Source organism: Lysobacter sp. ISL-50 (assembly GCF_018612875.1).
Lineage (GTDB): Bacteria > Pseudomonadota > Gammaproteobacteria > Xanthomonadales > Xanthomonadaceae > Lysobacter.
In genome coordinates this window covers 15,978-40,488 of the sequence record NZ_JAGGRI010000027.1, presented here as the reverse complement: position 1 = coordinate 40,488, position 24,511 = coordinate 15,978, and the positions used below count along the sequence as shown (strand labels likewise).

The following is a 24,511-nucleotide window of genomic DNA, read 5'->3' as shown; positions in this document are numbered from 1 at the left end:
CCTGGCTGCATGGAAGTCCCCGCAGCGACCGAGGATGCCGCCGCTCCCTGGCTGGTGTACGTGCTGGCCCATCAGCGCGATCGTTCCTACATCGTCGGCGTGGGCCGCGATCTCGAGCAGATCGGCTACGATGCCTTCGAGCACGGCTCGCGCATCATGAAATCCGCGAATCGATATTCTCGCGATCCGTTCCTGCTGATGTGGTACGAAATCGCGTCCGGCCGCGAGCAGGCGTTGGCGCGGGCCGCCCAGATACGTCGCTGGCCGCATGCCTGGCAGCGGCGTCTGGTGGAAACCGGCAATCCGCAGTGGCTGGAGCAATGGAAGCGGGAAATCGGCGTGTCGCCGCTGTTTTGGGCGCAGGTTCCTGAAATCTCGCCCAGAGCGTCCCTCCCGCGCATTCCGGATTCCGCCCGGTCGTGCCGGCGACTGAGATCGTTACATTATCTTTGTCCCGTCCCGCGCCCATGCGCCGATCCGGAGCCGCCGCCTCCGTCCTGTCCGGAGCCGCGGGCGCAGCAGTCGTTGCCGAGCAGCCGCCACGCCCCAAGTGCGCTCGCTCGCGACATATTCGTTTCCTCGGTCGTGTGCGCATTGCTGATCATGGTCTGCGCTGCATGTTATTCGCCGGCGGCTTGATCGATGGGCGCAGCGATGCATCCGGTCAGTCCACTTTGTGGCAGCTTGCGCCCGTTATCGGCGGAAGCCTTGTCGGCGGCGGGAGGTGTACGAACCGTCCGCGCCCTGTCGTCGGCCCGGGGCCGAGCAGGCGCCCGGCGCGATTAACCCGGCGTGGCGCAGGTTGGCCCCTTGGCGGCACCTGGGGCTGGGCGGTGGTGGCCTTGACTGGCTGGTCGAGCCTGGCGATGGCGGCCCTGTTCAGATCCAAGCCGCGCGATTACCGCTTGCATGCGCTCGTTCTATACTCAGTCGCAGTTTCCTGAGAGATACGCATGATGCGCGCTAAGCCCCTGGATGGACTCGCGGATAAAACCGCTCTCTCGAACCTCTGCGCGGCGCGCGCCGCGAGCCGGCCCGGCGCCTGGGCGCGCACCGCGGCGGCGCTGCTGATCGCGGCGACCGCGCTGGTCGCCGGCTGCAAGCGCGACACCACCGGCCAGTTGCCCACGGTCAGCGGCGAAGCGATCCAGGCCAAGCGCGAAGCGGTCAAGGGCTTCGCCCTGGTCGCCGCCTATCCGGACCAGAAGCGCGGCGACGAACTGGCGATCGCGCTGGAATTCAGCCAGCCGCTGGTCGGCACGCAAAGCTTCGACGACCTGCTCGCGGTGACCGACAAGAACGGCGCGGCGGTGCAGGGCGGCTGGGTGCTCGACGACGGCGGCAAGATCCTGCGCTTCCCGCACGTGGAAGCGAGCAAGGACTACACCGTCACGATCAAGGCCGGCCTGACCGCCGCCGCCGGCGACCGCATCGGCCAGCCGATCAGCAAGCAGGTCTACACCGGCCCGTTGGACCCGGTGGTCGGTTTCGCCTCGCAGGGCAGCGTGCTGCCGGCGCGCGACAGCCGCGGCCTGCCGGTGGTGTCGATCAACGTGCCGGAGGTCGATGTCGAATTCCTGCGGGTCAAGGAAAAGGAACTGCCGAAGTTCTTCTCCGAATACCAGCGCGGCGGCCGCAAAGGCAGTTGGGAACTGGAACGCGACTGGGACGACAAGAAGCCGCTGTCCAAGCTGGCCGAACCGGTCTACGTCAATCGCTTCGTGCTCGGCGGCAAGCCCAACGAGCGCGTGCTGACGTATCTGCCGCTGCAGGACATCAAGGAACTGCAGGAGCCGGGCCTGTACTTCGCGGTGATGAAGCGCGCCGGCCAGTTCAAGGACGAGTTCGAGACCGCGTTCTTCACCGTCAGCGACCTGGGCCTGCATGCGCGCGCCTACAAGGACAAGCTGTTCGTGCACGTGGCTTCGCTGGAGAAGGGCGGCGCGGTCGGCGGCGTGACCTTGAAAGTGATCGACGCGCAAGGCGAGCCGGTGCTCAAGGGCGAGACCGACGGCAACGGCAACGCCATGCTCGGCTACAAGCTCGACGCCGGGCACGTGCTGATCGCGAGCAAGGCCAGCGACGTGTCGATGCTGCCGTTCAACCAGCCGGCGCTGGACCTGTCCGAATTCGCCGTCGCCGGCCGCGAGCAGGCCTGGTTCGACGTGTTCGCCTGGTCCGGCCGCGATCTGTATCGCCCCGGCGAGACCGTGCGCCTGTCGGCGCTGCTGCGCGATCAGGACGGCAAGCCGATCGACGCCAAGGGCAAGGCCTTGCAGCCGGTGTTCCTGCGCTACGTGCAGCCCGACGGCAAGACCTTCCTGGAAACGCGCCTGCAGCCCGATGCGCAAGGCTATGTGCGCCATTCGCAGCTGATTCCCGCCGATGCCGCCACCGGCCGCTGGCGGGTCGAGTTCCGCACCGATCCGAGCAGCAAGGAAGCGGTGCAGGGCATGACCCTGCGCATCGAGGAATTCCTGCCCGAGCGGCTGAAGATGGACCTGAGCGCGCAGCCGGTGCTCAAGCCCGGTCAGCCGTTCAAGCTCGGCGTGGACGCCGCCTATCTGTACGGCGCGCCGGCCGCGGGCAATCGTTTCACCGCGAAGATGACCGTCGCGGTCGAGCAGCATCCGCTGGAACAACTGCCGGGTTACTTCTTCGGCGATCCGACGCTGACGTTGCCGAAAGAAGCCAAGGACGTGATCGATACGACCCTGGACGAGCAAGGCAAGCTGACTCAGGACATCGCTTTGCCGGATGAAGCCAAGCCGGTCAGCACCATCGCCGCCATCGTCACCGGCAGCGTGTACGAAACCGGCGGCCGCAGCGTCAACCGCAGCGTCAAGCGGGTGCTGTGGCCGGCCGATGCGCTGGTCGGCGTGCGGCCCTTGTTCGACGACAAGGACGGCACCGACAGCAACGGCAATGCCGGCTTCGAGATCACCCGCGTCGGCAGCGACGGCAAGACGCGCCCGGCCACCGGCCTGCGCGTGACCCTGGTGCGCGAGCATCGCGACTACCACTGGAACTACGCCGACGACGGCGGCTGGGATTACGACTTCACCCGCCGCTATCAGGACGTGGAGGTGCGCAACGTCGATGTCGGCGCGTCGGTGGCCAAGCTCAGCTTCCCGGTGGAGTGGGGCGAGTACCGCCTGGACGTGTTCGATCCGGCGACCAAGCTCACCACCCGCTATCCGTTCCGCGCCGGCTGGAGCTGGGACGACCAGAACCGCGGCCTGGACGCGCGTCCGGACAAGGTCAAGCTGGCGCTGGACAAGACCTCGTACAAGGCCGGCGACACGCTGGAAGTGGCGATCACGCCGCCGCACGAGGGCCCCGGGCTGCTGATGGTCGAAGCCGACCGCATGCTGTACGTGCAGGCGATCGAAGCCAAGGCCGGCGGCAAGTTCAAGATTCCGGTCACCGCCGATTGGGAGCGTCACGACATCTACGTGACCGCGCTGGTGTTCCGCGGCGGCAGCGCGCCGAGCAAGATCACCCCGGCGCGCGCGGTCGGCGTGGTGCACGTGCCGATGGACCGGCGCGATCGCAAGATCGCCGTCGGCCTCAGCGTGCCCAAGCTGATGAAGCCCGAGCAGGATCTGCCGGTGATCGTCAGCGCGCCGCAATTGGCGGGTAAGGACGCTTACGTCACCGTGTCCGCGGTCGATGTCGGCATCCTCAACATCACCCGCTTCCCGGTGCCGGACGCGGCCGCGCATTTCTTCGCCCAGCGCCGCCTGGGCGTGGATGCCTACGACGTCTACGGGCGGGTGATCGAAAGCTACGAAGGCGACACCGCCAAGATCCGTTTCGGCGGCGACATGGCGCTGGAGGCCTTGCCGCAGGCGCGGCGTCCGACCGCGCGCGTGCAGACCGTGGACCTGTTCGCAGGACCGGTGAAGCTCGACGCGCAGGGCATCGCCCGGATCAAGCTCGCCGTGCCCGACTTCAACGGCACCGTGCGGGTGTCGGCGCTGGTCTACTCCGGCGGCAGCTACGGCAACAAGGACGCCGAAACCGTGGTGCGCGCGCCGGTGCTGGCCGAAGCCAGCACGCCGCGCGTGCTGGCGCCGGGCGACAAGAGCAACGTCACCCTCGACGTGCAGAACTTCACCGGCAAGCCGGGCGAGTTCGCGGTCAAGGTCGAAGGCGTGGGCCCGCTCTCGCTCAGCGACGGCGAGCACAAGCTCAGCCTGGGCGTGGAAGCCAAGAAGACCCTGACCTTCCCGATCGTTGCGCGCGAGGGCTACACCACCGCGCAAGTGCGGGTGCGGGTGGACGGCAACGGCTACAAGGTCGATCGCCGCTACGATCTGCCGGTGCGTCCGGCCTGGCCGTCGGTGCTGCGTTCGCGCACCCGCGTGCTCGATGAGCTCGGCGCGGTCCAGCTCGGCACCGATTTCGCCGACGGCCTGATGCCCGACTCGGTCAACGCGCGCATGGTGGTCAGCGCGTTGCCGCCGATTCCCTTCGCCAGCGCCTTGCAGGGCGCGCTGGAATATCCCTACGGCTGCGCCGAGCAGACCACCAGCAAGGGCTATGCCGCGCTGGAACTGGACGAGGCCACGGCGAAGATGCTCGGGGTCAAGGGCATCGACGCCAAGCAGCGGCGCGCGCGCATGGAAGGCGCGTTCGGCCGATTGGCGGCGATGCAGATCGCCTCGGGCCATTTCTCGATGTGGGGCGACGGCGATACCGTCAACCCGGCGCTGACGCCGTACGTGGTCGAGTTCCTGCTCGATGCGCGCGACGGCGGCTTCGCCGTGCCCGAGGCGATGCTGCAAAAAGCGCTGAAGGTGCTCAACGAGGATCTGCTCTCGGGCAATGCCTCGTTCTACGGCTACGACCGGCGCGAACATCTGAAGTTCGCCTATCAGACCCACGCCGGTTACGTGCTGGCCCGCGTCAACCGCGCGCCGCTGGGAACGCTGCGCGCGTTGTACGACAACGATCGCAAGCAGAGCCTGACCGGCCTGCCGCTGGTGCATCTGGGCCTGGCGCTGTCGCTGCAGGGCGACAAGGCGCGCGGCGGCAAGGCGATCAAGGAAGGCTTCGCGCGCGATCCGGCCCAGCGCCCGCCGTATCTGGGCGATTACGGCAGCCGCCTGCGCGACGACGCGCTGATGATCGCGCTGGTGCACGAGCACAAGCTGTCGCAGCCCGAATACGACGCGCGCACGGTGTCGATGGGCCGCGACCTGGATGCGCGCCGCAACAGCGGCTGGCTGTATCTGAGCACGCAGGAACAGGTCGCGCTGGCGCGCCTGGGCAAGGCCTTGATGGCCGACCAGGGCAAGCAGATCTCCGGCCGCTGGACCGTGGCCGGCGCCTCCACCGACGCCGATCCGGCCAAGCTGATCGGTCGCGTGTTCGACTACGCCACGCTCGCCTCCGGCGTGAGCTTCGCGCCCAGCGGCCAGCCGCCGCTGTACGCCAGCTTCGAAGTCGCCGGCGTGCCGCGCACCGCGCCGGCCGCCGACGATTCGCAGATCGAGGTCGCGCGCAAGTACTACACCACGCAGGGCAAGGACTGGAGCGGCGGCAGTCTGGTCGAGGGCGAGGCGTTGATCGTGCAGGTGAAGATCAAGGCCCACAGCGCCATGCCCGACGCGCTGCTCACCGATCTCCTGCCGGCGGGACTGGAGATCGAAAACTTCAACCTCGGCGACGGCAAGCAATGGGCCGGCGTGGTCGTGGACGGGATCGAGGTGTCCGAGCGCTCCAGCGCCGCCGACGTCAAGCACGAGGAGTTCCGCGACGACCGCTACATCGCCGCGCTGAAGCTCGACGCCAACCAGACCGCGCGCGTGTTCTATCTGGTGCGCGCGGTGACGCCGGGTACTTACACGGTGCCGCCATCGCTGGTCGAGGACATGTACCGTCCCGAGCTGCGCGGCGTCGGCAAGGCCAGCCCGGCCAGCTTGTCGGTGCGTCAGCCGTGAGTCCGGCGCGCAGGGCGGGACGCTTCGCGCTTCCCGCCGCGTCGCTGGCGGCGTTGCTGGCGCTGGCCGGTTGCGGCGGCGATGACGGCAACGGCGGCGCGGCCGCCGGCGCGGACAAAAAGGCGGCGCCCGCTGACGCCGCCGCTGCCTCCGCCGATCCGGCAACGGACCCGGCCTTGAACTGGGGCGGCACCTCGCCGCACGACACTCCGCCGCTGGACCCGCTGATCGAGCAGGCCGACGCGATCGTGCGCAAGGCCGATCCCGGGTTCGACCACTTCGATGTCGATCATTTCGTCGGCGATCTCGATCGCGACGGCCGCAACGATGTGGTGATCGAGTACGGCATCGGCGAAGAAGGCGCGATGCGCCACGTCGCCAAGCGCGTGCGCGTGTTGCTGGCGCGCAAGGACGGCCTGCAATTGCAGCCGGACCAGACCGATGTATTCGCCGACTGCCCGCAAGTGCGCGGAATCCGCGACGGCCGCCTGTGGGTCGACGGCCTGGAGGCGTGCATGCTGCCGTTTCCGAGGACGCTGGGTTACTACGCCTTCGAATGGGACGGCAAGGCGCTGCGCCGGGTCGTCGAAGAAACGCCCGAACAGCGCGTGATCGCGCAGTTGCAGGCCATGCGCTTGGCCTTGCAAGCCGGCCGCGACAGCGAGGTCGCCGCGCATCTGCGTCCGGCCCCCGCGGCCGCGGACAAGAACGCCGCCGAGCCCGAAGCCGTGTTCGCCGATGCGCAGCGGCGCCGCGCCTTCATCGATACCGTCGGCATGCTCAGCCACGCGCAGCTGAGCCGGATCGACGAGCACCGGCGCTTCGCCTCGGTCGCCCCGCGCGGCGGCGCCGTGCCGGGCGAGCGCGCCTTGCAGATCGATCTGGCGCCCGACGGCGCCACGGCCGAAGTCGCGGGCGGCAGCTATGTGATCGACGCCACCGCCATGCTGCAATGGCCGCAGAGCGGCGGAGTGGGGTATCACATGAACTTCCGTTTGATCGAAGGCGAGCTGTACCTGGCCGATCACGAAGAGCACGACCTGGGCGAGTGAGCGCGGCCGCCGCGGCCGCGATGCCTACGCCGGCCGGCCGCGTACCCTGCGCGCAAGCGCTTCACCTTCGTTGCACTGACCTCATCGCCTGCCGCTCTTGTCCACATCGCCCGCCGCCATCGAATCCCCTCGCGCCGCCGCACGCGGCCGCGCGCGCCGATTCGCGCTGAAAACCCTGCTGGCGCTGTTGTCGCTGACGATCGCGGCGATGCTGCTGGACCTGGCGTTCCCGCTGCCCTTGCCGAAACCGCGCGATGCCGGCGCGGTGGTGGTCGCGCGCGACGGCACGCCGCTGCGCGCCTTCGCCGACCGCGACGGCGTGTGGCGTTATCCGGTCACCGCCGGGCAAGTCTCGCCGCTGTACCTGCAGGCGCTGTTGAACTACGAAGACCGCTGGTTCTGGAAGCATCCGGGCATCAACCCGGTGGCGATGCTGCGCGCGGCCGGGCAGTGGCTGCGCAGCGGGCGGGTGGTGTCGGGCGGATCGACCCTGACCATGCAGGTCGCACGCATCCTCGACGCCGAACCCGGCGAACATCGCCGCAGCCTGTGGGCCAAGAGCCGGCAGATGCTGCGTGCGCTGCAACTGGAAACGCATCTGTCGAAGGCGCAGATTCTCGCCCTGTATCTCAACCGCGCGCCGTTCGGCGGCACGGTGGAGGGCGTGGAAGCGGCGAGCTGGGCCTATCTGGGCAAGCCGTCCTCACGCCTGTCGCATGCCGAGGCCGCGTTGTTGACGGTGCTGCCGCAATCGCCGAGCCGGCTGCGCCCGGATCGCGAACCCGAGCGCGCGCGCATCGCCCGCGACAAGGTGCTTGCGCGCATGGCCGCGCTGGGCGTGTGGTCGCGCGCGCAGGTCAATGATGCGCGCGTGGAGCCGGTGGTGGCGCGTTCGCTGCAGCCGCCGCGCTACGCACCCTTGCTCGCGCAGCGGCTGCGTTTCGAAAACCCCGATGCGGCGCGGGTGGTGTCGACCATCGATCCGCAGCTGCAGCGCACCTTGGAAGACCGGCTCAGCGCGTATTTCTCCAGCTTGCCCGAGCGCACCTCGGCGGCGTTGCTGGTGGTCGACAACGCCAGCCTGGAAGCGCGCGCCTACGTCGGCTCGGTGACCTTCGGCGATGCGGCGCGGTTGGGTCACGTCGATATGGTCCAGGCCTGGCGCTCGCCCGGCTCGACCTTGAAGCCGTTCCTGTACGGGCTGGCGATCGACGATGGGCTGATCCATTCCGAAAGCCTGTTCGTCGATGCGCCGCAATCGTTTCACGGCTACCGGCCGGGCAATTTCGACGCCGCCTTCAACGGGCCGGTCGGCGCGGCCACGGCGCTGCGCTTGTCGCTCAACGTGCCGGCGGTGGATCTGCTCGACCGGGTCGGCCCGGCGCGGTTCTCCGCGCGTCTGGCCCACGCCGGCATCGACCTGCAATGGCCGCGCGGGGCGCAGCCCAATCTGGCGATGATTCTCGGCGGCACCGGCGCGCGCCTGGAGGATCTGGTCGGCGCGTATTCGGCGTTCAATCGCGGCGGCATCGCCGGGCGCGTGCGTTATCAACTGGGTTCGCAGAAAACAGAACGCCGGTTGCTGTCGCCGGGCGCGGCCTGGATCGTGCGCGAGATTCTGGAAGCCAACCCGCGCCCGGGCAGCGTCGAACAGACCTTCGATTCCGCCGCGCGCCCGCGCGTGGCCTGGAAGACCGGCACCAGTTACGGCTTCCGCGACGCCTGGGCGCTGGGCAGCACGCGGCGTTATACGGTCGGCGTGTGGGTCGGACGGCCCGACGGCACGCCGCTGCCCGGCCAATATGGCGCGGTCACCGCGTTGCCGCTGTTGTTCGAAGTGATCGACAGCCTGCCGCGTTTGCGCGGCGATTCCGTACCGCGGCCGCCGCCGGCCAACGTGCGGCAGATCGAAGTGTGCTGGCCGCTGGGCGTGGCGCCGGACCCGCAGGCGCCGCAGCTATGTCATCGCCGCTTGCAGGCGTGGACGCTGGACGGCTCGGTGCCGCCGACCTTGGCCGAGCGCGATGCGCGGCTATGGAATGCGGGAGTCGAGCGGTATGAGGTCGATGCGCGCAGCGGTTTGCGTCTGTCGGGCGAGTGCTTGGCGCCGCACGAGCGCAAGGCGCTTGAGCTGGCGCGTTGGCCTGCCTTGGCGTCGCCTTGGTTGGCCGCCGACACGCGCAAGGCCTCGCGATTGCCGCCGCTGTCGCCGGACTGCATCGACGACGGCCGCGACGCGGTCGAAGAACTGCGGATCGAGGGCATCGACGATCTGGCCACGCTCGCCCGCGCTCCGGGCAGCGCGACGCCGCTGCGCTTGTCGGTGCGCGCGCTCGGCAGCGATGCGCGCGTGCGCTGGTTGCTCGACGGGCGTTTGATCGGCGAATCGCAGGGCCGCTCGCGCCTGGATCACGATTTCGGCGAAGCCGGCGAACACAGCCTGACCGCGTTGGCCGATACCGGCGCGTGGTCGCGGGTTCGGTTCAAGGTCTTGCGTTAGGCGAACGGCGGCGGTGCCCGGACGCGCCGCATTGCCGGCGCTCAGCGCGAGCGGATCGCGACTGAACAACAGCGCCAGCAGGGCGATCAGCAGCACCGTCCAATGCACCAACACCGGCGCGCCGAAAAGGCGGGACAAGGTCAGCTCGCTGCGGCGATGGGCCATGGGAGTTCGCGAACCCGATACGCAGAAGGGTGAGCCGGCATGGTAGCGCAAGGTGTCCGATCCGGCCGCGCGTGGCCGTCGCTGCGGTGCGCGCCGGGCAGGGCGGCTGCATCCGCATCGGCGCGGTGGTATACATCGCGGGTAACGGCCGCCGGCATCGACGCGCGGCCTGCGGCAGTGAGACGCGAGGCAGCGGTTTTGCGGCGTCGACCAGATTTCCCACCGGATCGGTTCGTGACCGATCCTGGCAGGCACAGGAGTTGCAATGATTCAGGACACCCCCACCCAGGCGGCATTCGCCCATATCGATGCGCAGCGTCTGCCCGAGTTGCTGCGGGCCATGCCCAAGGCCGAGCTGCACATGCATATCGAAGGCTCGCTGGAGCCGGAACTGATCTTCGCCCTGGCCCGGCGCAACGGCGTCAGCGTGCCCTACGCCGATGTCGAGGCGCTGCGCGAGGCCTACGCCTTCACCAATCTGCAAAGTTTCCTCGACATCTACTACGCCGGCGCCAGCGTGCTGCTCACCGAGCAGGATTTCTACGACATGGCCTGGGCCTATCTGCAGCGCGCCGCGGCCGACAACGTCGTCCACACCGAGATGTTCTTCGACCCGCAGACGCATACCGCGCGCGGCGTGGCGATGGAGACGGTCATCGACGGTCTGCATCGCGCCTGCGTGGATGCGCGCGCCCGGTTGGGCGTGAGCGCGTTGCTGATCCTGTGTTTCCTGCGCCACCTGAGCGAGCGCGAAGCCTTCGAGACCCTGGAGCAGGCCTTGCCGCTGCGCGACAAGTTCATCGGCGTGGGCCTGGATTCGAGCGAACTGGGCCATCCGCCGGAGAAATTCGCGCAGGTGTTCGCGCGTTGCCGCGAACTGGGCCTGCGCCTGGTCGCGCACGCGGGCGAGGAGGGGCCGCCGGCGTATGTGTGGAGCGCGCTCGACGTGCTCAAGGTCGAACGCATCGATCACGGCGTGCAGAGCGTGAAAGACCCGGCGCTGATGAAGCGGCTCGCGCACGATCGCATCCCGCTCACCGTATGCCCGTTGTCGAATCTGAAACTGTGCGTGTTCGAGCAGCTCAGCCAGCACAATCTGGGCGCGCTGCTCGATGCCGGTCTGGTGGCGACGGTGAACTCGGACGATCCGGCGTACTTCGGCGGCTACGTCAACCAGAACTTTACGCAGACCTTCGCCGCCACCGGCCTGGGCGCGCACCACGCCTGGCAACTGGCGGCCAACAGCTTCGAAGGCAGCTTCATCGATGCTTCGGCCAAGCGCGCGTACCTGGATCGGCTCAATCAGCTGTTCGCGACGTTCTGAGCCGCCGCCGCGGCGTCAGCGCGCGGCGTGCGCGGCGATCACATCGCCGATGGAGTTCGCGCCCGGTGCAGCCCGGCCATAAGCGCGACGCCCAGGAACGGCCGCGCGGTGCGGCGCAGCACTGTTTCAGGATTTTTGCTCATCATTCCCGCGAACGCGGGCTCCGCGTTACTTCGGCGGAGCCGAATATCCAGAGACTTCAGCGCCATCCTTCCAGGTCGTCATTCCCGCGAACGCGGGAATCCAGCGACTTCAAGCGTTCTCGCACGAAGAGCCCTGGATTCCCGCGTTCGCGGGAATGACGAGCAAAAATGACTTCAAAGGTTCTCGCACGAAAGGCCCCCGCGGCGTAGTCGCTGGAAGCCACAGAGCGCGGACCCGCCGCGCTCGCGGCAGACGACGAGGCTTACTTGCCGGTCCAGCCGTCGAGCATGTCGGCCAGTTCGTCGGCGTGTTCTTCTTCCTGCGCCAGGATGTCTTCCATCATGCGCTTGGTGGTGGTGTCCTTGTCGCCGATGTAGTTGATGATCTCGCGATAGCTGTCGATGGCGATGCGCTCGGCGACCAGGTCTTCCTTCACCATGTCGCGCAGGTCGTGGCCTTCCACGTATTCGGCATGCGAGCGCTTGGACAACACGTCGGGATTGAGGTCGGGTTCGCCGCCCAGCTGGACGATGCGCTCGGCGATGCGGTCGGCATGCGCCTGTTCTTCGTTGGCGTGTTCGAGGAATTCGGATTTGACCGCGTCGGCCATCAGGCCGCTGGCCATGAAGTAGTGGCGCTTGTAGCGCAGCACGCAGACGATTTCGGTGGCCAGGGCCTCGTTGAGCAGCTTGATCACCGCCTGGCGGTCCGCGGCGTAGCTGTCGGTGATCGCGCCGTCCTCGATGTGCTTGCGCGCGCGTGCGCGGATCGCGCCGATGTCGCTGACGAACGGCGAGGACTTCGGGGCGGGCTTGCGGCTTTCGATCTTGGTGACGGGCTTGGCGGACATGACGTCTCCTGGCGGTCGGGGATTGGGGCGGGGAACCTCGGCGATACGAAGTGGGCGGGAACGCCGGCCGGGCGGGGCCCGGACGGCGTCGTCGTGGAAGCGGCGCGGATCAGATCTGCTGCAGCATGTACTCGGCCGAGGACACGCGGTATTCGCCGGGCTCCTCGACATGCAGTTGCTTGACCACGCCGTCGTCGAGGTACAGCGCGAAGCGCTTGGCGCGCGTGCCCATGCCGTAGGAGCTGGCGTCCAGTTCCAGGCCGAGCGCACGGGTCAGATCGCCGTTGCCGTCGGCGAGCATCAGCATGCCTTCGGGAACGTGCTGGCTCTGCGCCCAGGCCTGCATCACGAACGGATCGTTGACGGCCAGGCAGGCCACTTCGATGCCTTTGTCGCGGAACTGCTGGAAGTGCTCGACGAAACCGGGCAGGTGCTTTTCCGAACAGGTCGGGGTGAACGCGCCGGGGACGGCGAACAGCACCGCCTTGCGGCCGTCGAACAGCGAACGGGTGTCTACCGTTTCGATGCCGTTGTTGATGCGCTTGAGTGCGACTTCGGGCAGGCGTTCGCCGACCTGGATGCTCATGGGGGTTCTCCTGATGTGGGGTGCAGTCTAGGCAGCCGGTTCTAAATACCGCGTCAAGGCGACTTGAAATCGCGGTCGTAATCGCCATGCTGTGAGCTTAATCATGCGTCAAGGCGGCGTGAGCGGACAGCGCCGCTCCTGCGTTTGCGCGATTGGAGCGATCGATCGATGCAGTTCAAGGACTATTACGAAACCCTGGGCCTGGAGCCCAGCGCGGGCGAGGCCGAGATCAAGACGGCGTATCGCCGCCTGGCTCGCAAGTACCATCCCGACGTCAGTAAAGAAGCGGGCGCGGAAGAGAAATTCAAGGCCGTCAACGAGGCCTACGAGGCCTTGCGCGATCCGCCCAAGCGCGCGGCCTACGACCAACTGCGCGCGCGCGGCTATCGCCCCGGCGACGAGGTGCAGCCGCCCGCGGGCGGTTTCGGCGGCGGCAATGCGGATTTCGAGGAAATCTTCGCCGGCGGCGGCGCGGGCGGCGGTTTCAGCGACTTCTTCGAGAACTTGTTCGGCCGCGGCCGTTCCTCCAACGGCGGCGGTTTCGGCGGCAATCCGCGCAGCGCGCAGCCGCCGCGCGGCGACACCCGGGCCCGCTTGGCGGTGTCGCTGGAAACCGTGTTCGAAGGCGGCAGCGTGCGCATTTCGGTCAACAACAAGACCCTGGACGTGCGCGTGCCCAAGGGCATCCGCCCGGGCCAGCTGATCCGCCTGGCCGGTCAGGGCGCGCACGGCGATCTGCTGCTGGAGATCGAATACGCCGCGCATCCGCAGTTCGAGGTCGATGGCCGCAACATCATCCACATGCTGCCGCTGGCGCCGTGGGAAGCGGCGCTGGGCGCGACGATCAGCGTGCCGACCCTGGGCGGGCCGGTGGAGCTGAAGATTCCGGTCAATTCCGAGGCCGGGCGCAAGCTGCGCCTGCGCGGCCGCGGCCTGCCGGGCACGCCGGCCGGCGATCAGATCGTCGAGCTGGAAGTGCTGGCGCCGCGCGCGCAGACGCCGGCGCAGCACGAGGCCTACGAGACCATGCGCGAGGCCTTCGGCGAGGACTGGCGCCGGCCCTGAAACGCGAAATCCCGGCTCGCGCCGGGATCGGATGAATGCGCCGCGCGGCGGCGCCGCGACGCGTGTTCAGCCCAGCGAGGGCAGCAGCTGGCCGATGATCTCGGACAGGTCGGTCTCGCTGAACGGCTTGGTGATGTAAGCCTTCGCGCCCTGGCGCATGCCCCAGACGCGGTCGGTGTCCTGGTCCTTGGTGGTGACCAGGACGATCGGTATGTGCTTGGTCGTGGCCTCGCGGCAGATCGAGCGGGTGGCCTGGAAACCGTTGAGGTTCGGCATGACCACGTCCATCAGGATCAGGTCGGGCAACTCCCGCTTGGCCGCTTCGACGCCAGCGGCGCCGTCTTCAGCGGTCAAGGCCTCATGCCCCAGTTTCTCGACGATGCGACGGATGCCCATCAACTGGGACGGCGAATCATCGACGATCAAAATACGCGCCATGTGTTTCCCCCAAGGATCTGCGGCCGATTGTAGCGACGCGCCGCGCGGCTGCAATGCCAACTAGATCACGACCAGGGTCCGGCCCAGCGAACCGCCGGCCAACATGGCCGGAAACACCTGCGTCAACTGTGCCAAACCGACCTCGCGGGTGCAGATCCGGTCCAGATGCGCGGGCTTCCATTCGCTGCCCAGACGCTGCCAGATTTCGTCGCGGATCGCGCGCGCGGTGCCGGCCGAGGCGATCCCGAGCAGGGACACGCCGCGAATAATGAAAGGCATTACCGTGGTTTCCAGCGCATGCGTGGCGGCCAGGCCGGCGGTGGCGACGTTGCCGTAGGGCGCGGTCTGCGCGAGCAGGCTGGCGAGCATCGGCCCGCCGACATTGTCCAGGCCGCCGCCGAAACGCGCCGATTCCATCGGCCGCTGCGTCTGCAGCGCGTCGCGGCCGAACACCTGATGAGCGCCGATGGATTTCAGATAATCGGTCTGCTCCGGCTTGCCGCTGATGGCGTGCACTTCGAAGCCTGCGCGGCTGAAGATGTCCAGCGCCAGCGATCCGACGCCGCCGGTGGCGCCGCTGACCGCCAGCGGCCCGTGTTCGGGCGTCTGCCGGTTGTCGAGCATGCGGTGCAGCGCCAGCGCGGCGGTGAAGCCGGCGGTGCCCAGCACCATGCTCTCGCGCAGGCTCAGCCCGGACGGCAGCGGCACCACCCACTGCGCCTGCAGGCGCGCGTACTCGCTATAGCCGCCGTCGCGGGTCTCGCTGAGGCCGCAGCCGGTGACCAGCACCGCGTCGCCTTCCTTGAACTTGCCGTCGCTGGAGGCGACCACGTGGCCGGCCACGTCGATGCCGCCGACCAGCGGGAATTTGCGCAGGATCTTGCCCTCGCCGGTGCCGGCCAGCGCGTCCTTGAAATTGACCGAGGAGTAGGCGGTCTTGATCACGACCTCGCCGGGGGCGAGATCGTCGATGCCGACCGCTTCGACGCCGGCGCGATAGCCGGTGGCGTCGTTATGAATGCGGAACGCGTTGAACGCGGCGGGGACGCTCATGGGACGGTCTCGTCGGGCGAGCTGAGGATCATAGCCGAGCGGCCGTGGATGCCGCCGGGTGGGGCTGCAACGCAGTGATCCGGGCAAAGTGGGGCAAAGTCGGGTGCAGGCGGGATGCGTTGCTTTTTTTGCTCGTCATTCCCGCGAACGCGGGAATCCAGGGCCTTTCGTGCGAGAACGTTTGAAGTCGCTGGATTCCCGCGTTCGCGGGAATGACGGCCTGGAGGGGTGACGCTGAAGTCACTGGATGTTCGGCTCCGCCGAAGCAAAGCGGAGCCCGTGTTCGCGGGAATGACGAACTGGATGGATGACGCTGAAGTCTTTGGATTCCCGCTTTCGCGGGAATGACGACCTGGAAAGATAGCGCTGAAGTCTCTTGGACTCCTGCCGTCGGAAGTCCAGCCTCAGCGCAGCGCCTTGCGCCGCTTCTCGTCCATCCACTTGGACGCCGAGGCCGGGGTGTAGTCGCGCATCCAGTTCAGCAGGACGTCGATGTCGTCCCCGTGCCACAGGTCCTGGCGCTGGTCGGCGTGGAGGAAGCGCTCGGCGACCATGCGATCGAGCATCGCCATCAGCGGCGCGTAGAAGCCGTCGATGTCGAGGAAGGCGCAGGGCTTGTCGCCGATGCCGAGTTGGCGCCAGGTCAGCATCTCGAACATCTCGTCCAGCGTGCCGAAGCCGCCGGGCAGGGCGACGAAGCCGTCGGCCAGGTCGAACATGCGCGCCTTGCGTTCGTGCATGGAGCCGACGATCTCCAGCTTGGTCAGGCCGCGATGGGCGACTTCCCAATTCACCAGTTGCTCGGGAATCACGCCGATCACTTCGCCGCCGGCATCGAGCACGGCATCGGCGACGGTGCCCATCAGGCCGACGTTGCCGCCGCCGTAGACCAGGGCGATGCCGTCGCGGGCCATGCGCGAACCCAGCGCGATCGCGCGCTCGGTGTAGATCGGCTTGGCGCCGGAGTTGGAACCGCAGTAGACGCAGAGGGTTTTCATGAGGACGGGAATCGGGAATCGAGAATGGGGAATCGGCAAGGCGAAGCGAAAGCGGCGATGCGGGTTTCGGAAGCCTGAAAAGCGAATCGGGAACCGGACGAGCGCATTGCGCTCTTTCCGATTCCCGATTCTCCATTCCCGATTCCCGGCAATTCCCGGCCTCAGTTGGCCTTGTGAATCGCCCGCTTGTCCACCGCCATCGCCGCATCGTGGATCGCTTCCGACAAGGTCGGGTGCGCGTGGCAGATGCGGGCGAGGTCGTCGGCGGAGCCGTTGAACTCCATGGTCAGCACGCCTTCGTGGACGAGCTCGGACACGCCGACGCCGACCAGATGCAGGCCCAGCACGCGATCGGTCTCGGCATGGGCGATGACCTTGACGAAGCCGGCCGGTTCGCCCATGGCCACCGCGCGGCCGATCGCCGCGAACGGGAAGCTGCCGGTCTTGTACGGGATGTTCTCGGCCTTGAGCTGCTGCTCGGTCTTGCCGACCCAGGCGATTTCCGGCTCGGTGTAGATCACCCACGGCACGGTGTCGAGGTTGACGTGGCCCGGCAGGCCGGCGATGAGTTCGGCGACCGCGATGCCTTCCTCGAAGCCCTTGTGAGCCAGCATCGGCCCGCGCACGCAGTCGCCGACCGCCCACACGCCATCGACGCCGGTGTGGCAATGCTCATCGACTTCGATCTGGCCGCGCTCGTTGATCTTGACGCCGGTGCCTTCGGCCAGCAGGCCCTTCGACGCGGCGCGGCGGCCGACGGCGACCAGCAGCTTGTCCACGACCAGTTCCTGATCGGACTTGCCGTCGTTGTAGGTCAGGTGCACGCCGTCTTTCTTGATCTCGGCCTTGCTGACCTTCGCGCCGAGCTTGATTTCCAGGCCCTGCTTCTTGAATTCCTTGGCCGCGGTCTTGGCGACCTCGGCATCGGCGGCGGCGAGGAAGTCGGGCAGGGCTTCGAGGATGGTGACTTCCGAGCCCAGGCGCTTCCACACGCTGCCCAGTTCCAGGCCGATCACGCCGGCGCCGATCACGCCCAGGCGCTTGGGCACTTCGGTGAAGTCCAGCGCGCCGACGTTGTCGACGATCTTGTCGCCGTCGAACTTGGCGAACGGCAGTTCGATCGAATCCGAACCCGAGGCGATGATGACGTTGGTGCCCTTGAGCTCGACCTCGGAACCGTCGTGCTGCTTGACCTTGACGACATTGCCCGGGTGCAGGGTGCCGAAGCCGTAGTACGGGGCGATCTTGTTCGCCTTGAACAGCATCGCGATGCCGCCGGTGAACTGCTTCACGATCTTGTCCTTGCGACCGACCATGGTGGCGACGTCGATCTTGGCGTTGTCGGCGCTGATGCCGTGTTCGCCGAACAGATGCTGCAGGTTCCAGAACTGGCGCGAGCTGTCGAGCAGCGCCTTGGACGGAATGCAGCCCACGCGCAGGCAGGTGCCGCCCAGCGCCGGCTTGCCGTCCTTGCCCAGCGCGGCGTCGATGCACGCGGTCTTCAGGCCGAGTTGGGCGGCGCGGATGGCGGCGTGGTAGCCGGCGGGGCCGGCGCCGATGACGACTACGTCGAATTGTTGTTGTTCGCTCATGCTTCGCTCACGGGAATGGGGAATGGGGAATAGGGAATCGGAAGAGCGGGAAGGGGGCGGGCTTTTACGACTCCCGATTCCCCATTCCCGATTCCCGGCTTCACATACCCAACAGCATGCGATGCGGATTTTCCAGTTGGTTCTTGATGTCGACCAGGAACAACACCGCGTCCTTGCCATCGATGATGCGGTGGTCGTAGCTCAGCGCGATGTACATCATCGGCGCGGCGACCACGGCGCCGTTCTCCACGATCGCGCGTTCCTTGATCGCGTGCATGCCGAGGATGGCCGACTGCGGCGGGTTGACGATCGGGGTCGACATCAGCGAGCCGAAGGTGCCGCCGTTGGTGATGGTGAAGGTGCCGCCCTGCAGGTCTTCCAGCGCCAGCTTGCCGTCGCGGGCCTTCTTGGCGTAATCGCCGATGGCCTTCTCGACGTCGGCGAAGCCCATGCGCTCGACATTGCGCAGCACCGGCGTGACCAGGCCCTTGTCGGTGGACACCGCGATCGAGATGTCGGCGTAGCCGTGATAGACGATGTCGTTGCCGTCGACGGAGGCGTTGACCACCGGATGGCGCTGCAGCGCGTTGGCCGCGGCCTTGGCGAAGAAGCTCATGAAGCCGAGCTTGACGCCGTTGGCCTTCTCGAAGGACTCGCCCAGCTCCTTGCGCATGGCCATGACCTTGCCGAGGTTGACTTCGTTGAACGAGGTCAGCATCGCGATCGAGTTCTTCGACTGCATCAGGCGCTCGGCGATGCGGGCGCGGATGCGGGTCATCGGCACGCGCTCTTCCGGACGCGCGCCGGCGGCGTTGCCGACGCCGCCGCTCTTGGCGTAATTGACGATGTCTTCCTTGGTCACCGCGCCCTTGCGGCCGGTGCCTTCGACCTGCGAAGCGTCGATGCCTTCCTTGTTGGCGGTGAAGCGCGCGCCCGGGGGCAGCTGGTCGTTGCCGGCCGGGGCCTTGGGCGCGTCGGCCTTCGGCGTGATCGGCTGGGCGCCGGCGGCCGGCAGCGCTTCGGCCTTGGCGGCGGCCGGAGCGGCCGCGGCGGCGGGCGCGCTGGCGACGGCGCCGGCCTCGACGATCGCGATCAGCTGCTGGCTGGTCACGGTCGCGCCTTCTTCGAACTTGATTTCCTTGAGCACGCCGTCGACCGGCGAGGGCACTTCCAGCACGACCTTGTCGGTTTCCAGATCGACCAGGTTCTCGTCGCGCTTGACCGCATCGCCCGGCTTCTTGTGCCACGTGGCGATCGTGGCGTCGGAGACCGACTCGGGAAGGACGGGGACTTTGATCTCGGTGCTCATGGGGCAGGCATCCTGGAGTGCTTGAATGTGGGTATGTAAGTTGTTTCGGGAAGAACCAGCGCCTTATTCGGCGCTGGACTCTCCGTGCAGCGAGTTGACCAGCGCGTCGGCGACCAGCTTGGTCTGCTCGGCGACGTGGTCGGCCAGATGCCCGGCCGCCGGCGAAGGCGAGCGCGCGCGTCCGGTGTAATGCAGCGCCTGCTTCGGAGCCAGGCACGCGCTGAGGTGGTGGCGGATCTGGTACCACGCGCCCTGGTTCTGCGGCTCTTCCTGGCACCACACCACATCCTTGGCCGCGCTGAAGCGCTTGAGCTCGGCGGCCAGGACTTCGCGCGGGAACGGATAGAGCTGCTCGATGCGGACGATGGCGACATCTTCCAGACCGTCCTTCTGCGCCTGTTCGAACAAGTCGTAATAGACCTTGCCCGAGCACAGCACCACGCGCTTGACCTTCTTCGGGTTGGCCGCGGCGTCCGGGATCAGGTGCTGGAATTCACCGTCGGCCAGCTCGTCCAGGCTCGACACCGCCAGCTTGTGGCGCAGCAGCGACTTGGGCGTCATCACCACCAGCGGCTTGCGCGTGCTCATGCACATCTGCCGGCGGATCATGTGGTACGCCTGCGCCGGGGTGGTCGGCACGCAGACCAGCATGTTCTCCAGCGCGCACAGCTGCAGGAAGCGCTCCAGGCGCGCGGAGCTGTGCTCCGGGCCCTGGCCTTCGTAGCCGTGCGGCAGCAGCAGAACCAGACCGCACAGGCGGCCCCACTTGGCTTCGCCCGAGGACAGGAACTGGTCGATGACGACTTGGGCACCGTTGGCGAAGTCGCCGAACTGCGCTTCCCAGATGTCGAGCGTCTGGGGATCGGCGGTGGAGTAGCCGTATTCGAACGCCATCACCGCTTCTTCGCTGAGCAAGGAGTCGATGATGGTGACGTCGGAGGGGTTGGTCACCAGCTCGCGCAGCGGCAGGATGTACTCGTCGCTGGTCTGCTCGTGCAGGATCGCGTGGCGGTGGAAGAAGGTGCCGCGGCCGCTGTCCTGGCCGACCAGGCGCAGCTTGTAGCCTTCGCTGACCAAGGTGGCGTAGGCCAGGTTCTCCGCGAAGCCCCAGTCGCCGGCTTGTTCGCCGGCGGCCATCTTGCGGCGGTCTTCGTAGATCTTCGCCACGCGCGGATGCAGCTTGACCGTGTCGGGCACGGCGTTGATCTGCGTGGCCAGCGCGTCGAGCTTGCTGCGCTGGACCGTGGTGTTGACCGGGTCGCTGAGCTTGCCCGACAGGTACTTGGACCAGTCGATGGTGAACTCGTCCGGCTTGACCTCGACCAGTTCGGTGGTGACCGCGCCGGCGTCGAGCTTGTCGCGGTACTGATCGACCAGCGCCTGCGCGTCCTCGGCCCTGAGCACGCCTTCGCCGACCAGTTGCTCGGCGTAAAGCTCGCGCGGGGTCTTGTGCTTGCGGATCACCTGATACATCAGCGGCTGGGTCGCCGCCGGCTCGTCGGCCTCGTTATGGCCGTGGCGGCGGTAGCAGACCAGATCGATGACCACGTCGCGGCCGAAGCGCTGGCGGAAGTCCAGCGCCAGTTCGGCGCAGAACACCACCGCTTCGGGGTGATCGGAGTTCACGTGCAGGATCGGCGCGCCGACCATCTTGGCGACGTCGGTGCAGTACAGCGTGGAACGCGCGTCCTGGCGCTCGCTGGTGGTGAAGCCGACCTGGTTGTTGATGACGATGTGGACGGTGCCGCCGACGGCGAAACCGCGCGCCTGCGACATCTGGAACAACTCCATGCCCACGCCCTGGCCGGCGAACGCGGCGTCGCCGTGCAGCAGCACCGGCAGCACCTGGGCGCGGCCCTTGTCGCCGCGGCGGGTTTGGCGCGAGCGAACGCTGCCGGCGACCACCGGGTTGACGATTTCAAGGTGCGAGGGATTGAACGCCAAGGCCAGATGGACCGGGCCGCCGGGCGTGGCGACGTCGGCGCTGAAGCCCATGTGGTACTTCACATCGCCGGTGTGGGCGTGCTCGTCGTGGTCGAACTTGCCTTCGAACTCGTCGAACAGCTTGCGCGGCGGCTTGCCCAGGGTGTTGACCAGGACGTTGAGGCGGCCGCGGTGGGCCATGCCGATCACCACGTCCTGCACGCCTTGCTCGCCCGAGCGGCGGATGGTCACGTCCATCAGCGGGATCAGCGCATCGCCGCCTTCCAGCGAGAAGCGCTTCTGGCCGACGTACTTGGTGCCCAGGTAGCGCTCCAGGCCGTCGGCGGCGGTGAGCCGCTCGAGGATGCGCTTCTTGTCTTCGACGCTGCGGCCGAACTTGCCGCCGGCGGTTTCCAGGCGCTCGTACATCCAGCGGCGCTGTTCGGCGTCGGCGATGTGCATGAACTCCGCGCCGATCGGGCCGGTGTAGGTGGCCTTGAGCAGGGCGAGCAGGTCGCCGAGCTTCATGCGCTCCTTGCCGGCCACCCCGCCGGTCGAGAACTCGACCGACTGGTCGCTCTCGGACAGGCGGTGGAAGCCCAGGGCCAGATCGGGCGCGTCGGGTTTCTGCAGCAGGCCCAGCGGATCGATGTCGGCGGCCAGATGCCCGCGCGAGCGGTAGGCCGTGATCACCTTGCCGACCGCGCGTTCGCGCTCGTCGCTGCCGGAGGACGCGCCGGCGCCGGCGACTACGCCGCGCGAGGCGGCCTTGCCGGCCTGGGTGATGCTTTCGATCGCGGCCGAATGCGGAATATCGCCCGCTTCACGGCCTTTGAAGCCGTCGAAATAGGCTTTCCATTTGGCCCCGACGCTGTCGGGATCGACCAGGTACTGCTCGTACAGGTCTTCGATGAAGGCGGCATTGGCGCCGAGTTGCGAGGATTGCGAAAACTGCTTGAGGAGGCTGTCCACGATGGCTATCGGGAAACTCTTGGTGGCGGAAGTGGCGTCGCGCACGCACGCGGGGTGCTGGGCGCGGACAAGGCTCGGAATTATAGCGGTAGTGTTAAGCCCAACGGCATAACTACTTACGTCTGAGCGACCGATTTGCTTCGATTTCGGGTCGGTCGGGGTCGCCGGAGGGGACCGGAACGTTGAGTGGACCGTTCCGGCAATGCTGGACAAAGTCTTGGGCCGTGGCGCGGCGTTTCAAGCAAGGCCGGGGTCGGCGGCGGGTCGGGACCGGCGCGCTTAGGGGCTCGCTTACGGTTGCGGTCACGGTTTAGCCGGCACTCAGATCCGCGGGTCGGGATGGGGCGCGGGGCAACGGGCGCGGTGCGCAGGTGGCTGGATGGCTCGCGACTGAGGTCGCTGCGGGCCATCGGGACTACCGAACCGGTCGGGGTATGGGGCAGTGGCTAGCAGGCCTGGCGGCATCGCTGAGGCTTACGTCGGTCGCCTGCGCTACCGCCGATGGCACGGCCGGGACCAAGTCCGGCCCCGTGCAGCGAATAAGAATGTGGCCGATCAGATTGGGCTCGGCCGACGCCGCCGCCGTACCGCCGCTCGCGCAGTCGCAGGTCTCCCCCACGCTTGGCAAGGGCCGCGCGAGCCAGCGCAGCCCGAGGACCGCTGGGACTTCGAATTGACGCTGCGGCCGTCGCCTCTGGCCGCGCCCGGGTCCATACCCAGACCGGCGAGCGCCGCTCAGATCCCCAGCGCGCGAAACTCGGTGCACGCCCGGGCGCGTTCCCACACCGGCTCGAAATGCGCGCGCAACTGGCGCGCGCGGGCGCCGCCGTCGATCCGGGTCTCGCCGTCGAAGCGATGGCCGAGCGGGCGGAAGTACCAGCCGTCGCGATCGTTGACGATGTAGGCGGCCGGGTAGTTCTGATCGACCGGCTCCTCGATCGCGCGAAATTCGAAGGCGCTGGGCAGGCGCTGCGCCAGACCGATCAGCGGCGCCAGCGCGCGTTGCGGTGCGGCCGGATCTTGCAGCAGCACGCGGGTGACGCCGCCGGCGGTGGCGAAGCGGCGCAGCAGGCTCACCGCGTCCGCGCGGTCGAGCAGGCCCGGGTCGAGTTCGCGGCTGTAGATCAGCAGGCCGCGGCGCGCGCCGGCGACGATCGCGCTCAGCGCCGCCAGCGCGGCTTCGCGGGTTTCCACTTGATCGCCGGCGGTCGAGGGTGAATTCATAGCGTCTGAATCCATTGCGAGTTAAGGCCGGACCCGCAACGAGCGAGCCGGGTCGGGCCGCGCCGAGGCTTATTCCTCCTCGGCGCCGACGTCCTCATCCAGCCCCAGCCGATAGTGGCCGCCGGCGATGAGTTCGAGCACACATTCGCGGCCGGCCTCCGACAGCGCGGAATAGCCGGCCAGATCGAGCTCGGCCGCGCCCGCGATCGCCTGCGCGTCGCGCGCGGGCAGGGCGAATTCCTGCCCGCTGACGTACAGGCTGGCGGCGCGGCCCTTGGCGTGCGCGCGGCGCCAGGCCATGCGCGACCACGGGTGCCGCCACAGCGCCGCGCCGCGCTGCAGGTCCCATTCGATCTCGATGCGCGAACGCGCCGGTTCATGGCCCGCGGACACTTCGCCGGCGGCGCGGTACACGGTGATGAAGCGGCCGAACCAGTCGCCGAGGCGGTCGGGATCGTTCATGCGCATCGCGTTCAAGGCCTCGACCACGCGGACCATGGCGGCGTCGTCGATCTCGTTCGGATCGCGCGGCGGGGCGAGGTCGGGATCGTGATAGCGCAGGCTTTCGTCGGCCTCGCCGGCCAGGGTGTCGATGTAGTCGCCCATCAGCTCGGCGGCCGAAGGCGCGCGCATGCCGATCGAGAAGGTCAGGCAGGCGTCTTGTGCGACGCCGTGATGCGGCACGCCCGGCGGCAGGTACAGCATGTCGCCCGGGCCGAGCACCCAGTCGTGGCTGGGATCGAATTCGCGCAGCAGCTTGAGGTCGGCATCGGGGCGGAAGTCCTGCGGCGCATCCGCGCGCGCGTCGATCTGCCAGCGCCGGTGGCCCTGGGCCTGCAGCAGGAACACGTCGTACTGATCCACGTGCGCGCCGACCGAACCGCCGGGCGCGGCGAACGACACCATGATGTCGTCGATGCGCCAGCGCGGCAGGAAGTCGAAGGCCGGCAGCAGCGCGGCGACATCGGCGTCCCACTTGTCCACGTCCTGCACCAGCAAGGTCCAGTCCTGATGCGGCATGCCCGGGAACTCGGCCTCGTCGAACGGCCCGTGCCGCAGCGTGTAGCGGTCGCTGGCGCGATCGTGCTGGATCAACCGCGCCAGCACGCCTTCCTCGCAGGCCAGGCCGGCGAGGTCCTCGGGCTGGATCGGCGATTGCAGCCCGGCGAACGCATTGCGGATCAGCAGCGGGCGTTTTTGCCAGTAATCGCGCAGGAACGCGGCTGGGGCGATGCCCAGGGGCGGTTTGCGGCTGGCGTCGATTTCGATCGGAAGCTCGGAGCTATTGGACTTGGTGGCCATGAGGCGAGACAGGCAGGCGGGCGTATTCGCGCCGATAACCCCATTGTCGCTCATGCGAGCCGCGCG

17 protein-coding genes are annotated in these 24,511 nt (G+C 67.9%); 6 read left to right on the top strand and 11 right to left on the bottom strand.

The annotated features are described in order from the left end of the window. Window positions 1–9 precede the first annotated feature (9 nt). The 5 genes from J7J50_RS16580 to J7J50_RS16560 all read left to right on the top strand — a co-directional run bounded on the left by J7J50_RS16580 (window position 10) and on the right by J7J50_RS16560 (window position 10,989). Window positions 10–639: a hypothetical protein gene (locus tag J7J50_RS16580; RefSeq protein ID WP_215060012.1), complete on the top strand. Its 630-nt coding sequence runs from the start codon at window positions 10–12 to the stop codon at window positions 637–639. A 317-nt stretch (window positions 640–956) separates the two neighbouring features. Then, window positions 957–5,948 carry an alpha-2-macroglobulin gene (locus tag J7J50_RS16575; protein ID WP_215060010.1) on the top strand — a complete coding sequence of 1,664 codons (4,992 nt, stop codon included), beginning with the start codon at window positions 957–959 and terminating at the stop codon, window positions 5,946–5,948. Next, on the top strand, window positions 5,945–7,000 hold the full coding sequence (locus tag J7J50_RS16570) for a hypothetical protein (protein WP_215060008.1): 1,056 nt from the start codon (window positions 5,945–5,947) through the stop codon (window positions 6,998–7,000). The genes J7J50_RS16575 and J7J50_RS16570 overlap by 4 nt, the downstream gene beginning before the upstream one ends. Before the next feature lie 166 nt (window positions 7,001–7,166). Further along, on the top strand, window positions 7,167–9,500 hold the full coding sequence (gene pbpC, locus J7J50_RS16565; protein WP_251044370.1) for a penicillin-binding protein 1C: 2,334 nt from the start codon (window positions 7,167–7,169) through the stop codon (window positions 9,498–9,500). A gap of 430 nt (window positions 9,501–9,930) precedes the next feature. Next, window positions 9,931–10,989, top strand: a complete 1,059-nt coding sequence (locus tag J7J50_RS16560) for an adenosine deaminase (RefSeq protein ID WP_215060006.1) — start codon at window positions 9,931–9,933, stop codon at window positions 10,987–10,989. Between the two features lie 38 nt (window positions 10,990–11,027). On the opposite strand, the gene J7J50_RS16555 is transcribed toward J7J50_RS16560, so the two are convergent. The 3 genes from J7J50_RS16555 to J7J50_RS16545 form a co-directional block, all read right to left on the bottom strand. Beyond that, on the bottom strand, window positions 11,028–11,198 hold the full coding sequence (locus tag J7J50_RS16555) for a hypothetical protein (RefSeq protein WP_215060004.1): 171 nt from the start codon (window positions 11,196–11,198) through the stop codon (window positions 11,028–11,030). A 197-nt stretch (window positions 11,199–11,395) separates the two neighbouring features. Then, on the bottom strand, window positions 11,396–11,983 hold the full coding sequence (locus J7J50_RS16550; protein WP_215060002.1) for a ferritin-like domain-containing protein: 588 nt from the start codon (window positions 11,981–11,983) through the stop codon (window positions 11,396–11,398). 109 nt (window positions 11,984–12,092) lie between these two features. Next, on the bottom strand, window positions 12,093–12,569 hold the full coding sequence (locus tag J7J50_RS16545) for a peroxiredoxin (RefSeq protein WP_215060000.1): 477 nt from the start codon (window positions 12,567–12,569) through the stop codon (window positions 12,093–12,095). A 168-nt stretch (window positions 12,570–12,737) separates the two neighbouring features. On the opposite strand from J7J50_RS16545, the gene J7J50_RS16540 reads away from it, so the two are divergent. Continuing rightward, the gene (locus tag J7J50_RS16540) at window positions 12,738–13,634 is read left to right on the top strand and encodes a DnaJ C-terminal domain-containing protein (protein ID WP_215059998.1); all 897 of its coding nucleotides are present in this window, start codon (window positions 12,738–12,740) and stop codon (window positions 13,632–13,634) included. 66 nt (window positions 13,635–13,700) lie between these two features. On the opposite strand, the gene J7J50_RS16535 is transcribed toward J7J50_RS16540, so the two are convergent. From J7J50_RS16535 to J7J50_RS16500, 8 genes are all read right to left on the bottom strand, one after another. Further along, window positions 13,701–14,072, bottom strand: coding sequence for a response regulator (locus J7J50_RS16535; RefSeq protein WP_215059996.1), 372 nt, complete (start codon window positions 14,070–14,072; stop codon window positions 13,701–13,703). A gap of 60 nt (window positions 14,073–14,132) precedes the next feature. Then, a complete protein-coding gene (locus J7J50_RS16530) occupies window positions 14,133–15,125 on the bottom strand; it encodes a YhdH/YhfP family quinone oxidoreductase (protein WP_215059995.1) in 993 nt (330 codons plus the stop codon). 404 nt (window positions 15,126–15,529) lie between these two features. Further along, a complete protein-coding gene (locus J7J50_RS16525) occupies window positions 15,530–16,123 on the bottom strand; it encodes a TIGR00730 family Rossman fold protein (protein WP_215059993.1) in 594 nt (197 codons plus the stop codon). 161 nt (window positions 16,124–16,284) lie between these two features. Further along, a complete protein-coding gene (gene lpdA, locus J7J50_RS16520) occupies window positions 16,285–17,715 on the bottom strand; it encodes a dihydrolipoyl dehydrogenase (RefSeq protein ID WP_215059991.1) in 1,431 nt (476 codons plus the stop codon). Between the two features lie 100 nt (window positions 17,716–17,815). After that, the gene (gene sucB, locus J7J50_RS16515; protein ID WP_215059989.1) at window positions 17,816–19,024 is read right to left on the bottom strand and encodes a dihydrolipoyllysine-residue succinyltransferase; all 1,209 of its coding nucleotides are present in this window, start codon (window positions 19,022–19,024) and stop codon (window positions 17,816–17,818) included. 63 nt (window positions 19,025–19,087) lie between these two features. Further along, complete coding sequence (locus tag J7J50_RS16510) at window positions 19,088–21,919, bottom strand: 2-oxoglutarate dehydrogenase E1 component (RefSeq protein WP_215059987.1); 2,832 nt, start codon at window positions 21,917–21,919, stop codon at window positions 19,088–19,090. Between the two features lie 735 nt (window positions 21,920–22,654). Beyond that, a complete protein-coding gene (locus J7J50_RS16505) occupies window positions 22,655–23,143 on the bottom strand; it encodes a hypothetical protein (RefSeq protein WP_215059985.1) in 489 nt (162 codons plus the stop codon). Window positions 23,144–23,212: 69 nt separating this feature from the next. Next, a complete protein-coding gene (locus J7J50_RS16500; protein WP_215059983.1) occupies window positions 23,213–24,445 on the bottom strand; it encodes a cupin domain-containing protein in 1,233 nt (410 codons plus the stop codon). Window positions 24,446–24,511 lie beyond the last annotated feature (66 nt).